13 protein-coding genes are annotated in these 14,434 nt (G+C 38.7%); 8 read left to right on the top strand and 5 right to left on the bottom strand.

All coding sequences use genetic code 11. The annotated features are described in order from the left end of the window. Window positions 1-41: 41 nt before the first annotated feature. Window positions 42-656 (bottom strand): PQ-loop repeat-containing protein, encoded by a 615-nt coding sequence (locus I6F44_RS15065; protein ID WP_165729355.1) that lies wholly within the window; start codon window positions 654-656, stop codon window positions 42-44. 290 nt (window positions 657-946) lie between these two features. On the opposite strand from I6F44_RS15065, the gene I6F44_RS15070 reads away from it, so the two are divergent. Beyond that, window positions 947-2,080 carry a PepSY-associated TM helix domain-containing protein gene (locus I6F44_RS15070; RefSeq protein ID WP_197118339.1) on the top strand — a complete coding sequence of 378 codons (1,134 nt, stop codon included), beginning with the start codon at window positions 947-949 and terminating at the stop codon, window positions 2,078-2,080. Between the two features lie 49 nt (window positions 2,081-2,129). Further along, a complete protein-coding gene (locus I6F44_RS15075) occupies window positions 2,130-3,290 on the top strand; it encodes a tetratricopeptide repeat protein (protein WP_197174095.1) in 1,161 nt (386 codons plus the stop codon). A gap of 16 nt (window positions 3,291-3,306) precedes the next feature. Here the strand turns inward: I6F44_RS15075 and I6F44_RS15080 are convergent, their stop codons facing one another. The 4 genes from I6F44_RS15080 to I6F44_RS15095 form a co-directional block, all read right to left on the bottom strand. Beyond that, window positions 3,307-6,123, bottom strand: coding sequence for a TolB family protein (locus I6F44_RS15080; protein ID WP_197174096.1), 2,817 nt, complete (start codon window positions 6,121-6,123; stop codon window positions 3,307-3,309). Window positions 6,124-6,245: 122 nt separating this feature from the next. Next, entirely contained in the window at window positions 6,246-7,793 is a 1,548-nt protein-coding gene (locus I6F44_RS15085; RefSeq protein ID WP_197174097.1) for a PH domain-containing protein, read from the bottom strand. Continuing rightward, entirely contained in the window at window positions 7,786-8,319 is a 534-nt protein-coding gene (locus tag I6F44_RS15090) for a PH domain-containing protein (RefSeq protein WP_007580462.1), read from the bottom strand. Before I6F44_RS15090 ends, I6F44_RS15085 begins: the two co-directional genes overlap by 8 nt. Before the next feature lie 36 nt (window positions 8,320-8,355). Further along, the gene (locus tag I6F44_RS15095; protein ID WP_197174098.1) at window positions 8,356-9,204 is read right to left on the bottom strand and encodes a D-hexose-6-phosphate mutarotase; all 849 of its coding nucleotides are present in this window, start codon (window positions 9,202-9,204) and stop codon (window positions 8,356-8,358) included. 427 nt (window positions 9,205-9,631) lie between these two features. Between I6F44_RS15095 and I6F44_RS15100 the strand changes: the two genes are divergently transcribed. The 6 genes from I6F44_RS15100 (at window position 9,632) to I6F44_RS15125 (ending at window position 14,208) form a co-directional block, all read left to right on the top strand. Beyond that, entirely contained in the window at window positions 9,632-10,114 is a 483-nt protein-coding gene (locus I6F44_RS15100) for a MarR family winged helix-turn-helix transcriptional regulator (RefSeq protein ID WP_010554531.1), read from the top strand. Window positions 10,115-10,213: 99 nt separating this feature from the next. Continuing rightward, window positions 10,214-11,539, top strand: coding sequence for a hypothetical protein (locus I6F44_RS15105; RefSeq protein WP_007580455.1), 1,326 nt, complete (start codon window positions 10,214-10,216; stop codon window positions 11,537-11,539). A 127-nt stretch (window positions 11,540-11,666) separates the two neighbouring features. Next, window positions 11,667-12,062, top strand: a complete 396-nt coding sequence (locus I6F44_RS15110; RefSeq protein WP_007580453.1) for a YbaN family protein — start codon at window positions 11,667-11,669, stop codon at window positions 12,060-12,062. Window positions 12,063-12,186: 124 nt separating this feature from the next. Beyond that, window positions 12,187-12,819 carry a PepSY-associated TM helix domain-containing protein gene (locus tag I6F44_RS15115; RefSeq protein WP_197174099.1) on the top strand — a complete coding sequence of 211 codons (633 nt, stop codon included), beginning with the start codon at window positions 12,187-12,189 and terminating at the stop codon, window positions 12,817-12,819. Then, window positions 12,819-13,328, top strand: coding sequence for a DUF2271 domain-containing protein (locus I6F44_RS15120; protein WP_165722677.1), 510 nt, complete (start codon window positions 12,819-12,821; stop codon window positions 13,326-13,328). The genes I6F44_RS15115 and I6F44_RS15120 overlap by 1 nt, the downstream gene beginning before the upstream one ends. A 34-nt stretch (window positions 13,329-13,362) precedes the next feature. Further along, window positions 13,363-14,208, top strand: a complete 846-nt coding sequence (locus I6F44_RS15125; protein ID WP_197174100.1) for a DUF4198 domain-containing protein — start codon at window positions 13,363-13,365, stop codon at window positions 14,206-14,208. The last annotated feature ends 226 nt before the right edge of the window (window positions 14,209-14,434 follow it).

A 14,434-nucleotide genomic window follows, 5' to 3' on the forward strand; every position in this document is an offset into this window, starting at 1 on the left:
TGCCATAAATTAAGCTAAATAGGAACTTAAGTAGCTTGTTTTCAAGCCATTACAGGTCGCATTCTATAATATTGCATACAACCAAATTGCACAGCATTGGTAAGCAATAGCATAATAAACATAAGTAAGTGCGCCGTGCTTGGAGCAACTGTTGTAAGCTCAACAACTAAGCCGCAAATACCAGCAATAAACTGCAAGCTAAAGTAGCGCGCGCTTAAATTACTCACATTACCCGTACGCAATGTTTTATAAGTTTGCGGCATAACACGTACCGAACTCATCACAAGGCCAACATACGTTAAAGCGCTTAATACCGTTGCAGTATCGAGGCTTGAATTCAAAAGCAGTGAAAAAGGCAGTAACGAAAAACCTAGCATAGTAAACAACTGTACCCGTTCTCGTTTAGCTGCGTTATAACGTGCAAAAAAATACAAAATAAGTCCGCTTAACGCACCAGTTACAATAAATGGTAACGCAATATAAAAACGCTCAAAATAAATATTGTAGGTTATAAAATAAAGGCTTTGTGCTAACCCAAACGTCATCATCAATAGTGATAAACCTGAGACACTACGATTTTTTCGAATTTTGTTTAGTAATGGTAAAAAACTAAAAACCAAAATAAATGAAGACAATATAGGCAAATAATGCGCCAAAGCAACCTCGCTCGTTACATAAATGTTAATTAATCACGAAAATAAAAACATTTAATAAACATTTGTTTTAAAAGGCTTTTACTATGAGCGCGGCATTGTAGAGCCGGGTAAATTTAACTCAACTAAATAAGAAATTCTTGTTTTAGGTACTGGCAAGCTAGGTATACAAAAACCGTAGAATTAAGTTCACGGTTTACCGGTTTAATAGAAAGCCTCACCGCCTAACTATTAAATAAAAATGATAGTTGTTATCATGCGCAAGTCATTAACTGCTGTATATAAAACTACCTATGAGAAAAACTCTTTTTAAAATTCACAGTTGGATCGCTCTAATAGCTATCATTCCATTGATTGTTATTAGTATTACAGGGAGCGTATTAGTTTTTAAAAGTGAAATAGATGGCTTACTTATGCCAAGCAGCCACTTTGTTGTAAATGCACTGCCAGAGCGCATGCCAATCGACACGTTAATTGCAAAAACAGAGCATGCTTACCCTGAATATGTAGTAGGTAGTTGGGAAATATTTAACGATGATACAGCTGATCGGGTTTACTTAGTCAAACGCGGCACAGAGCAATGGTATAAGTTTCATTTAAACCAGTATACGGGTGACATTTTGTCTGAACCTGTTGGTACCAGCCATTATTTTACCGATTGGTTTTTAGAACTACATTACACTTTTTTACTGAACGACTTTAAAAACCTGCCAGGGCAAACAGGCACTGTACTAGGCTTCTTTTTTGCTCTGTTTTTATTGGTATTAGGTATTACTGGGCTTATTATTTATCGTAAATTTTGGCAGCGTCTATTTAGTGTGCGCTGGCGTGCAACACTGCAAATTGTACTTAGCGACATTCATAAAATGACGGGGGTTATAGGATCTCCCATCATTATTATTTTAGCTATCACAGGTGGCTACTTTAACTGGGCGGTGTGGTATCACGAAGTTATTGAACACGCAGAGGAAGAGCACTTTGTACTAACCAAAAACCTACACAGTAGCGATATTTCGTTTCAACGCATACTTGATGACAGTAAAAAGCAAATACCCACTTTTAACGGCACGTTTTTAGTTATGCCACTCGAGCCTGACGAAAACATTACCTTATTCGGCGAAGTCGATACCGCCAACCCACTTGCTAGTGAGTATGCCAATACGGTTAGCTATAACAAGCTAACAGGCGAGCACATAGCCAACTGGGATATTCGCGAAGTAGGTGTTGGCTGGCAGGTAATTGATAGCTTTAGAAAGCTTCATTTTGGCTACTTTGCAGGGCTAATAAGTAAAATACTGTGGTGCGTAATTGGTTTAAGCCCAGTGTGGCTAGCAGGTACTGGTTTTTACTTATGGTTTACTCGCCGAAAACGTAAAAAACAATCACAAAAAAACCGCTTAAGTAAACGCAGTACAGCAAGTGCTTGATTAAAAACCCACCACATTGTAATGTAAAATTTAACAATGGAGTGGGTTTATGATGTTTTATAAAATAGCAGTCTGTATTACTTTTTTATATTTAGTTGGATGTAACACAACCAAGGTTCAGCAAGTAGAACAACAAATAGAGCTTGAACAACTATTAAACCATTCTTTGTTTAATAAACTCGACACACCTTCTGAGCACAGTATTTTTGAGTTACCAAATGCTGAAAAAGAAAAATTTTTAGCCTATGCCGAAAAACAAAAACAGTCTGAAATCCGTCATGACCGCATTATTTACAACTACCTCGAAAGCCAGATAGCTAACTTTAAATACCATGGCGATACACTTACTTCAGCTCAAACCTTAAAGCGTTCGCAAGGTAATTGCATTAGTTTAGCCATTTTAACGCAAAGCTATGCACAAGCTCTCGGGTTAGAAACAAGCTTTCAAGAAGTAACAAGTCAGCCTGTATACGCAAAAGAAAATAATGTTGTTTATGTAGCAAGCCACTTTAGAACAAGAGTATACGCCCCAAAAGTAGAGAAAAAAGATGATAATATTGTTGAATTTTTCAGAGCGGGCACCTTAATCGACTACTTCCCTACCCGTCGCAGTTTTTATTCAAGCAGCGCAGACTATAACGATTTAGTTTCTAAGTTTTACAGTAATTTAGCTGCAATAGCGCTAGCAGACAAACAGCTGGATATTGCTTACTCACTTATTTTACAAGCAAACAAATACACTCCCAATGATCCTGAATTATTTAATATAGCGGGCGTTTTGCATCGTCGGGCTGGTGATTTACAAAGCGCTAAAAACATCTATCAAACAGCACTTAGTAATAATGAAATAAGTATTAATTTAATCAGCAACTATCAGCTTTTAGCTAAAAAATTAGGCGACAAAGGGCTTGTTAAAGAGCTCACCTCACAATTAATTAATAAAGAGAAAGACCCATACGAATTACTAGTGATCGCTAAAAACAACTTACAAGCTGGCCACGCTCATCAGGCTAAAGCACACCTTGAGCAAGCGATTACTAAAGCGCCTTACATTGCTGAGCTATACTTGGAACTCGCAAAAGTTCGCTATCAACAAGGTAATATTAAACAAACACAAACCTTACTTGAGAAAGCAATTGAACTAGAACGTGATAATCAAAAACTCGATGTATATCAAGCTAAGTTACTATCCTTGCAGATGGATAAGTAACTTAGCCAATTAATATTTATAACGAATAATAAAAGCTCAGCCACGCTCGCATTTCATCTTCAAAACTGTCGCCTTCTACTCGCGACAGTCCCATATTAAACGTTAAATCGTTTACACCTGCTGGCCCCATTCCAAAACTAAAGTCACCTTGGTATTTTAAGCCGTAGCTTTGTGCGTATACGGTGTCGTCGAGTTGATGTTGCTTATAATAAAGCCACGGCATGCCTTCTTTAAAGCTAAAGCCGCCACCGTAGCCTTGATAGCGCTTTGCAGTTGCACTGTAAAAAGGCAGCTCAGATGAAAGTACATATTCACTATTTTGCTGCTGATTAATAAGATTTGAGCTAAAGCCACCTAATGCAAGGCTGCTGTCGTCACGTTGCTTTTGATCAAAGTTTGCATAAAGAGGAATACCAAACGCTTTACCAAAAATTTTGGCGGCTAAATCATAACCTTGCCAATTATTACTTTTGCTACTGCCATCGTACCAACTCGCATAAATACTTTGGCCTATAGCAAAGTCTTGACGATCATATTGCCAATTTTGAGCAATACCTAAACGCGTCCAACTTTTATGGCTTTGCTTATAATCAGTGTAATTGTAGGCAAGCTCTGGCGTTAAACTTAACTGCCCAAATATAACGGGGTAACTTATTGCGGCAAAACCACCACGGGCATCCATGTCTGCACTTAGACTTTGCTGATACTGGCGCGATGTATCTAAATTGTAGTCAAACAGTGCAAGTTTCAGTTTTACATCAAGCGCATTATATTTTGCCTGCACATAACCACCGTGCAATGCCCCATCGTGTAAATCAGTGCTATAACCCGCTTGTAAGTCGAGCTGCTTTAATAAGTCGCTACTTTTAATGCTTAAATCTAACAAACTGGTAGAAGCCGAATAATATTGAGAGCCAATCGCGAAAGTAGCGTGCTGGTCGAGCACGTTGTAATTTGTTTGCTCTGTAATTTCGTGCTTATATATTTTAGCTTTTGGAAGTGTATGTTCGTTTACTATTAGCAGCGGTGCTTTTTTGTTAGCTGCAAACTCAGTAACTACAGTGCTTTTTATAGCTTTTGGCAGTGTTATTACATTTGGCCCATCTGCAGTTATCGAAAAATAGAGTAACGAGCCATCAGCCATTTCAATTGGGTGGGCAACGGCCTCTTGCCCTTGGGTTAACTTGGTGAGTGTTTTACTCTCTATGTTGTAGTTATAAATATCGGTGGCGCTATTTAAACCTGCAACAAAATAAAGTGACTCGCCATTATGGCTAAAGCTTGGCTGACTTAAATATTGATACCCGTTTGGCATAGGTACTGACAGCTGTTGTTCGCCGTTTACACCTTGTATATACAATTGCCAATTTTCATTTAATGACGTTGATAAATAAGCTAATTTAGTTTCATCAGGACTGAGTATTGGGTAATCGTAAGTTGTCTCAAGGCTTTTTGTAAATAATGGTGTGATGGTTTGCGTATTGAGATCAACCTTTACTAATTCAGAGTAGCCATCTCTTATTTGCTCGCCATACAAGGTTTCGCCGTTACTGGTTACGCCAAATCGTCGTATACCAGCAAGTTCGGTAAGTTGTGTAATATTTCCAGTGTCAGTGTTATAGCTAAATATGTCAGACACTTTGTTATAAATACCCGACTCTTCATTGCTGTACGCATTGAAATATAAAGTTGTGCTATTTACCCATTGAGGATTTGCAATACCGGCTCGGTTAATTTGATTAAGCACTTGTTTTTGTTCGCGCTTAAACACACTGGGCGCTGTATCGGGAATATCTTGTGCATCGTTTTCGAGTAGCTCTTTTTGCGCTTTAGTAAACTCTTCTTGCGCTTTAATGTTGTCATCCGTGCTATAAATTATAAGCTTGGTATTACTCTCTTTATCTCGCTCAACAATCGCAATTTTACTACCATCTTTTGAAAGTACTGGGTTACTTGCATATAAGTTAAGCTCAAGCCAAAGTTCACTATTAAGTAACGGCTCCCCTTGCTCTATTTGCATTGCTTTATAGGTATATTCAGCTATAAATCGGCGATATAGCTTGGCTGCACTTTGCCCAAACACACCGCTAAATGCCTCATCAAAATTCCGCGTTTTTACGCCTTGCATTCGCGTCCAAACACTATCGAGTGTTTGTTCTGAATAGTTTTTCTCTAACCAATTTAAAAAGCGACTACCCATTAAATACGCCATTGAGCCGCCCATAAAGCCCTGCTCGCCATTTAACTGCCCATAGGTTGGCAGTGCGCCCTGTTGAGCAAATTCTCGCAGTATTGACTCTGAGTAGTTATCAAACAAACGTCCACGCCCCGTCATTTTAGACTCAATCAATGTGGCATAACCTTCGGCTACCCAGCGCGGCGTATCACTGTAGGTTAAGTCGTATAAATCCCATATACCACGTACTTTCTGCTGCCAGTGATTGCGTGTAGGCTGTGCTAAGTGCACTAAGTGAATATATTCATGCAACACAAGCAACTGCTGCCAGCCAGAGCTGTTTGATATAACTGTGTCGGATTGTGGTGGGGTTGTAAAAAGTGTCATTACAGGGTTACTTGAGGTAGGTAACGCAAAGCCGTTTGCTGCATTTAGGGGATCAAACACCACTACATCAACTGTTTTATCAAGTGCTCTGTTTTGCTGCTCAAGCACTTTGGTGCGAACTATTTCAAGCTCTGTTGCAGTTGATTTAGCAAAATCAGCATGCTCAACACTGTAGTGAATGTTGAAATGTTCGGTATGAATAGTTTGCCAATCGGCTGCAAAGCTTGGTGCTGCTAGTAATAAAGCTGATGCGATAAGTGTTTTTTTCATGAGCGTCCCTAAAAGAATTCCTTAATACCATCTAGGGTATTATTAAATGTCTTTCATGGGCAGTAAGAAAGTGTAATAAAGCATGTGCAAATGTGTATTTACACATGTTTTACTAGGGGAGTTTACATCCAGCTGCGAGTATCTGACTCAATCTGCTTAATTGTAAAATCAATAATAAAGTCAGCATCTTGCTGCTTTATGTAGGGCATAAATGCAAACCCTGAAGCAAGTTGTATATACAGGCTTTTTAAGCCTGACTTTCTCATTAAGTACGTGCTTATACTGCGTGCACTTTGCGCTTTATAAAGCTCAAAAACACGGTAATGAACGCCAATCATACCTTTGCGTACAACCATGTAAAATCGACCATTATCCTCATGCATGTAATAACCATAACGCTGATACGACAAAGTTACCAAGCCAGAAAACACCACCAAAACACCAAGGCTTATCAAAGTATTAATATCAGCAATAAAACAAAAGCCAAACACTAATACACTGGGTAACAATGAATAAAAGCCTAAATTTTTATACAAAAGCGCTCGCTCTGCGCGCTTAAAAGCGAGTTTTTTACTATTAAACCACGGGTAAATCCATTGGCATACACTATCAACTTGTTCGCTATTTAATACAGGTAATACTAAGGTTTGTTTATTTTTTTTAGCCGCAACACCGGCTGCTATTCCGCCGCTACTTGCTTGCAAGCACTCAACGGTAAATCGCTTTAGCAATCGCCCCATTAGGTTTTGCTTTATAACAATAGATTGCACTTTATCCATGCTCATTGAAAGCTGATGACGCTCTAACAAGCCAGCAATACGTTTAAACTTTTGACCTTTAAAATAAAGCTCAAAGTTATAAAAACGAATAAGCGACATAGTCACCGATAGCATTACAGCCACCAAAACTAACAAAACAATTAAGGTGATCATCGCAAAGGTAGCAGCACTTGCCAGCATACCAAGCTCTTGTTGGTAAAAGCCTTCTACTTTCGCAATAATTTGCTTCTCTAAAAAATCAACAATCAGGTTTATAAAAGGGGCCAAAGCAGCGATTGCTAAAATAGCCATATTCGACATCAAACCAAATTTGGCTATTTCTTTATTGCTAATGCTTAGGCTGTTTTCGATAGTGTCTGTTTCGCTTTGTTCAGTATTTTGTATTTCTTGCTGTTGCTGCGCTTTAAAATCAAATATTTGTTTACGCATTTGCTGTGCGTAATCTTTAGTGACGCCAGGTAAAACAACTTCTTGCGACACACTGCCAGCTGCATCAAAAATACAATTAACTAAGTTTACGGGGGTAAAATAAAATGGCTCGGCAATATTAACGTTTTGCACACGGCCAAATTTAAGCGTAAGTCGCTCTTTTTTAAATACACCTTTGTTAAGCAATATTTCGTTGTCGCTACTAATACAAAACTTAAAATTTAAATAATATAAAAATGAGTAAATAAGCAACGAAATTAGCGCAATCCCACCTGCAACCTGTGCCCAAAACAACTTATTTTCTACTTGAGTAACAAACACGACAAGCATAGGTAGTAAGTTTAAAAGGCCATCTTTTACAAAGCGCACACTAAAGTGCACAACAAAGTATAAAAGCGCCCAGGGCGATACTTTTTGCCAGTAAATAGGGCTCGCTTTATCTTCGATAGTTGTATTACTCATCGACTAAAGTTGCCTGAGTAGTTGCGTCGTCTTGGCGGTAGTTTTGTACAAATTGGCGCATATTTTTACAATCATCATGGGTTAGCCCACTAATTTGTAAATCGGCACTTACACCGCCAGCGCTAAATAATTTAATACTCGCAAGGCTAAGTTTTCGCTCTATTGGCCCTTGGTGTATTTCCATATGCTGTACACGCGCTAAAGGTAATACCGTCACTTGTTGCCAAATAACGCCTTTTTTAAAAGCAATGTCATGATTTCGCACTGCAAAACCTCGCAGCCTCACACTTATCATGTTGTACGCCATAGATACTGCCACCAAAATAGGCATACCAATTAGCAAATACGTTTGTGCATTATTAGCAAAGGCTTCATTAAAATAACAAACAGCAATAAGCGCTCCAATTAGCGGTATATAAAACAGAAGCGAGCTAAGCTGTGTATGTAATAAGGCTTTATCAGCCAATGGCTTAAAGCTAATATCACTATGCTTTGGTAAATCCATTATTTGTTGATTGTTAAACACTATTTGTCCCTATTCCTGCTTTTAATTATGGCTAGCTTACCAACCAATGGTGGTTATTAAGGTGTGGCTTTGTTTTGGCTCAAGCGTTACTTTATCTGTCAGTACATTAGCAGCCTCTAAGCAGAGCATTGTTTTATATTCATCATCAGCAAAGTTAGATAAGCGTTTTGATTTTTCTATCCATGGGTTCCACAGTACACACGAACTTGAGTTTTCGCGGCTCACATTAATAACACCTTCTGGCGTTTTAATAGTTTGCATTGTATTTGCTTGTGTATAAACCATGTCGGTTTCGCGATTAAAGCTTACAACATCATTTTGTACAAATGGCCCTTCTCTAAACTCAATATATTGCGCGCCTTGCAAACCATCTACATGGGTATTTGTAATGTCTGATGTAGGAAAATAGGTATGTAGCGCTTGAGTAAAGCTAAATGGCGCACTCCCTAAGTTAGCGGTCGTTAAGCGAACCTGTAATTTGTCGCTTAACACAAACTCAACTTTTAATGCTGACTGATGTGGCCAATACGTCGTATTAACAAGCTTCATGGGTAGCTTTAAACTAACTGTAATTTGCTCATCAGATTCGTGTACTTCATCAGCTTGCCACACGCTTGTGCGCGCAAAACCATGGGCAGGCCAGCCATCATTCGCGTGTGTACCAAACCACGGCCAACAAATAGGAATACCACCTCGAATACTTGCCCCTTCTTGATAAGTTTCGTCTTGTGATACCCATATAAGTGGCTTGTTATTTTTAGGGATAAACTCGGTAATTTGCCCACCTTGCAAAAATATTTTTGCGTCGCACTTTGAGCTAGCTATTTTAATAAACTCAAGACCGGTTTCGCTTTGCTCAATGCTAACTGATGGCGATAATTTCATACCTTCCCCTATAATACTGATACTAAAGATTTTTAATATTTGTGCAGAAACAATAATGCATGCTTAAAGTATACGCTATTGATATTAAATATTGATTGCTGAATTTGTTCATTGCCGATTAATACATATACAGTAAACTCACAAACAATTACTTTGTACTAACAGCTGTAAATGAATAATACTAAAGTCTATACAATAAGACTTGCCAATTATTCACAACATACGTACTGTGCGCAACTTAATGCACACAAGATGCTAAGAAAATTTACTATAATTTAAACAATATAATTTTACATTAGTTACTGCTCTAACTATTAAAAACCAACAAAAGCGGCCTAATGTGCAATATATTGTTTGAATTCAATTTATTTGATGTGTAACATTTCGCGATTACGGCAAACTACCGCCCCATCGATGAGATAAGCAAATGCAAAAATATGACGAGTTATTGGTTTCTTTACGTAAAGTGATCCGCGCGATTGACTTACATTCTAAGCAGCTAAATAAAACTTCGGGTTTAACTGGCCCACAATTGCTTATAATGCAAGAAGTTAAAAAAACCGATGGAATAACGGCGAGCCGTATTGCTCAAAACGTAAATTTAAGCCCAGCAACGGTCACCAATATTCTCGACAGAATAGAAAGCAGAAACTTAGTAACACGCGTACGCAGTCAAATGGATAAACGCAGAGTGAGCTTATACCTCACCGAGAAAGGAAAAGAGTTACTTGATAAAGCACCTCAGCCATTGCAAGAACACTTTATTGAAAAGTTTTCTGCGCTTGCTGAGTGGGAACAGAGCCTTTTACTCTCATCAATGCAGCGTGTAGCCGCGATGATGGATGCAGATAAATTAGATGCATCGCCCCTTCTAGAAGTTGGTGCACTTACTCAAGCTCCTAAAGAATAAACAATAAAAAAAATACATAGTTTTGTACTTACTCTAAACGTAAGGCGTTTTTTGACGTCTTGAATTTTTTATTTTTTAATCACAAGCAGAGCGGCTATTATGACTAAACTCTCAAAATTAACACTAGCACTAGTCCTAGGTGGTGTTACAAGCACTTCTTATGCGTCTGATGATCTAGACACACTACAAAGCCAACTTAAACAGCTAAAGCAACAAATGCAATTGCTTGAAAATAAGTTAGCTGATGAAAAAACAAAACAACAGCAAATTAATAAGCAGCACGAACAACAAGTTGCAAACATCAGTAAAAAATCTGATCAAAAAGTAGTTGAAGTTGCCGCAGCTGAACCTGAGAAAAAAGATGAAGGCATTAAAGTTGGTGGAGCAATACGCTTTAATTACAGCACCAACACATACGATGAAGATACCCAAGATCGCGGTGGCGATTTTGATTTTGATATTTTCCGTATAAATGTATCTGGTGAGATTAACGATATTTCACTTAACGGCGAAATACGTTTTTACGATTACATGACCGTTGTTAAGTATGCTTACTTAGGTTACGAGTTTGCAGATGGCTGGGAAGGACAAGCAGGTATTGCACCTGTGCCTTTTGGTAATGGCCCATACAACTCACACAGCTACTTTTTCAGTACTAATTATTACGTAGGTCTAGAAGACGACTTTGACTTAGGTGTAGTAGTAAAACGTAAGCTTAAAGATAACTGGAAACTAGACCTAGGCTTTTTCAAAAATGATGAGCTAGGTGGTATAGACGGTGGCTCTTCAGATATTAACCATCGTTACTCTTACGACATTATTGGTAGTCGCTCAGCAGAGGAAGGTACATACGATGCTCCAGGCTCTCGCATAGGCGAATACAATACCTTTGCCGGGCGTGCAACATACCAAATTGAACACAGCAAAAATATAACTACCGATGTGGGTGTATCATTATTAAGTGGTGGCTTACATGACGGTAACGATCGTGCAGGTAACTACGGCGCATGGGCATTTCATGTTGATAGCACAATTAACAACTGGAATATCCAATTTCAACACGGTGAATACGACTACGATCTAGACGACAGCAGCGACCGTTTTGTTGTTGGTGCGTATGCTTATTACGATACCGTATCTAGCGAAGCAACTATGACTAACTTTAACGTTGCTTATAATTACTCGCTTGATTGGGGCCCAGTTACCGACATTCAATTTTACAACGATTACGGCATTATTTATGACAAGTCTGACGATAGCGCAGATACATGGATGAACGTAACGGGTATGAGTGTTGCTGCAGGTGGTTTCTTTAGTTACTTCGACTTTATTCAAGCACGTAACCAGCCATTTATTGGCGGAACAATTATTGGTGATGGCGATACAGAACGTCGCTTCAACATAAATATTGGTTACTACTTCTAAACTGTTAACCGCATTTATTTTTAAAAGGGCAAACTTAGTTTGCCCTTTTTTATTGATTTTAAGCTTCGAATTAATAGCTATTTAGCCTACAATTAGAGATACCATAACACGCCTAAAAAGAGCCTAAGTGAATATAAAAGCAGTGTTTATTTGTTATAAAAACTTATGGTTTAAAGCGCTTGGCTTAATACTTGTAGCCTTGGGTATTATTGGCATTGTGCTGCCGGTCATGCCTACCACTATATTTTTTATTTTAGCGCTCACCTGCTTTACTCGCTCATCACCCGCGCTTGAACAATGGCTGTTAAACCACCCTCGTTACGGTGTAACTCTGCAGCAATGGCAAGCCCATAAAGTAGTGCCTGTTAAAGCCAAATGCTACGCCGCCATTGGCATGTTAATTGGATTTATATTTTTACTGTATTCAGCCGCCCCTATTTGGGTTATTTATCTCGTTGCAGTAATAGAAGTATCGGTAATGATTTACCTTATTTTAAGACCCTCCAGCCCCCCTAAGCATTAAATATTCATTTTTTACCTGCATACCACCTCTGTTTTAAAGTTTTTATGTAAAGATAAGTAAGTAAATTTGTAATAGCTAATGCAAATCATTATCATGTTGTAAATTTAATTTATTTACTGTTTTTATGTCGTTTATTAATAAGCGGGCTTTGTATAGTACAAGCCGAGCTCTACATATTTATATTTCTACAGCTTTGTTTTTTTTGCTTATTTTATTTTGCGTTAGCGGCATTGTGCTCAACCATATTGATTGGCTTAAAAACGATAAAAATAACGGCCAAGTAACCGCGGTAATTCCAGCAGAGCTAGTTACCAAAGCAAATGAACAGCTAAATACGTTGCCAACGCTTTACCCAGAAATAGAAGCTTACTTAGCCGACCAATATGCACTTACTAAAGTAAAAAGCATTGAGTGGGAAAAAGAAGACGCGCTCGTGATGCTCGACTACCCACTGCCTGCAGGGTTTGCCTACGCAGAGCTTGATTTTACAACTGGCGAGCTAAACCTTGATTACCAAACAGGTGGCTTTTTAAGCCTTATTGGCGACTTACATAAAGGCCGCCACAGCGGTGAAGTATGGAGTTGGGTAATTGATATATCTGCCGTACTAATGATTTTATTTGCCATCACCGGCATGATTATTTTGTTTCAAAATAGAAAAAAACGCTTAGCAGGAATATGGATAACCTTACTAGGAGTCGTAACTCCACTGGTTATTTATTTATGTTGGGTTCCACAAATAAAAGGAGTGTCTTAATGGTTAAATTTAAATTATTTATAAGCGCCGCATTACTGCTCGTAGCTGCGTTTTTTCAAACAACAGCGCATGCACAAACACCACAGCTAGAGGTTGAATTAACGCTTCCCGACTTAGAAGTACAACCGTATCACCGTCCATACGTTGCAGTTTGGCTTGAAACACCAGAGCGCAAACACGTTACAACGCTTGCACTTTGGGTGCAAAAAGCAGAATGGTTTAAAGACTTACGCCAATGGTGGCGTAAAGCCGGTAAAAGTGACGCCAACTTTGACGGCATTAGCGGCGCAACAAAGCGCGCGGGTACTTACACTATAAATTGGCAAGGTAACGATTTAGACGGTAACCCAGTAAAACCAGGTAAATACTTACTAAATATTGAAGTTGTACGCGAAGAAGGCGGCAGAGATTACACCCGCGTTGAGCTCGATTTAACCAAATCAGGCAAGCTGACAATTGATGGTAAAAACGAGTTTTCACAAAGTTTCGTCACTGTAAGCACTAAGTAACTGCTACTTAATTATTTGAATTTAAGGAAATACAATGAAAATTAATTTATTAAAAACTGCATTAATCGGCGCATTGAGCTTATCTGCTTTAGTGTCAACTTCGGCAAGTGCACACGGACGTTGGTTACTACCTTCGCATACATCTTTATCAGGCGATAAAGCGCATTACGTAATGATTGACGCAAGTATTTCAAACGAAATTTTTGCACCAGACAAAGCCTTTAAACCTAAAGAAAAAGGCGCCGAGTACGACGACACATTATTAATGGCACTTGCGCCTAATGGTGAGCCAGTAAGCGACACCATCCGTGCTTATTACTTAAAACGTAAAAGCTCAGCTGCGGTAAGCTTAACAGAGCAAGGTACTTACCACATTGCAATGACCCAAAAGCCAATGTACATGACCTTCTATAAAAACGAAGAAGGTAAGCGCAAGCGCGTATTTGGTAAAAAAACAGACGCCGAGCTACCTAGCAATGCAAAAGATGTAACTACAACGAAGGTTGTTTCAACAGTAGATACATTTGTTAGCCGAAATGGCACCTCAAAGCCTGCCCTGTTAGGTTTAGGCTTAGAGCTTAGTGGCCCAACGCATCCAAACGATTTATTTGTAGGTGAGCAAGCACGTTTTCAATTACTACAAGATGGTAAATCTGCTGGTGAAGGCATTGAAGTAAGTATTTTAAAAGGCGACACACGCTACCGTAACGACCGTGGCGAAGTAAAAGTAACGACCGATAAAGAAGGTATGTTTACAATTACGTGGAAAGAGCCAGGCCTATACCTAATCGAAACCTCTAACAAGGTTACCGTAAATGAAGAAGGCGTAGATGCAGGACGTTATGCATTATTTACAACGCTTGAAGTTGCCCCTGAATAATTTTAATTACTAAATTTAAAAAATTGAAAGGCCAAGCATTTGCTTGGCCTTTTTACGTCTTACTAACTTTTATCTAAAATTCCCTTGAATTCGCAACCATTCGACACAAGATTGCAACTACAACGATCCAAACGCCTATATCGCGCGTAAACAGTGACCTTATATGTTAACAACTTAGAATATCTTAGATAGTTTTTATCTTTGCACTAGGGTAGTCGCTTCTATA

It is taken from the genome of Pseudoalteromonas sp. NZS11_1, assembly GCF_015864275.1.
Lineage (GTDB): Bacteria > Pseudomonadota > Gammaproteobacteria > Enterobacterales > Alteromonadaceae > Pseudoalteromonas > Pseudoalteromonas arctica.

Excerpts from the sequence above, each read along its gene's own strand:
- I6F44_RS15120 (WP_165722677.1), top strand. The coding sequence starts at position 12,819 with ATGGTTAAATTTAAATTATTTATAAGCGCCGCATTACTGCTCGTAGCT.
- I6F44_RS15085 (WP_197174097.1), bottom strand. The coding sequence starts at position 7,793 with ATGAGTAATACAACTATCGAAGATAAAGCGAGCCCTATTTACTGGCAA.
- I6F44_RS15070 (WP_197118339.1), top strand. The coding sequence starts at position 947 with ATGAGAAAAACTCTTTTTAAAATTCACAGTTGGATCGCTCTAATAGCT.
- I6F44_RS15075 (WP_197174095.1), top strand. The coding sequence starts at position 2,130 with ATGATGTTTTATAAAATAGCAGTCTGTATTACTTTTTTATATTTAGTT.
- I6F44_RS15100 (WP_010554531.1), top strand. The coding sequence starts at position 9,632 with ATGCAAAAATATGACGAGTTATTGGTTTCTTTACGTAAAGTGATCCGC.
- I6F44_RS15105 (WP_007580455.1), top strand. The coding sequence starts at position 10,214 with ATGACTAAACTCTCAAAATTAACACTAGCACTAGTCCTAGGTGGTGTT.
- I6F44_RS15115 (WP_197174099.1), top strand. The coding sequence starts at position 12,187 with ATGTCGTTTATTAATAAGCGGGCTTTGTATAGTACAAGCCGAGCTCTA.
- I6F44_RS15125 (WP_197174100.1), top strand. The coding sequence starts at position 13,363 with ATGAAAATTAATTTATTAAAAACTGCATTAATCGGCGCATTGAGCTTA.
- I6F44_RS15080 (WP_197174096.1), bottom strand. The coding sequence starts at position 6,123 with ATGAAAAAAACACTTATCGCATCAGCTTTATTACTAGCAGCACCAAGC.
- I6F44_RS15095 (WP_197174098.1), bottom strand. The coding sequence starts at position 9,204 with ATGAAATTATCGCCATCAGTTAGCATTGAGCAAAGCGAAACCGGTCTT.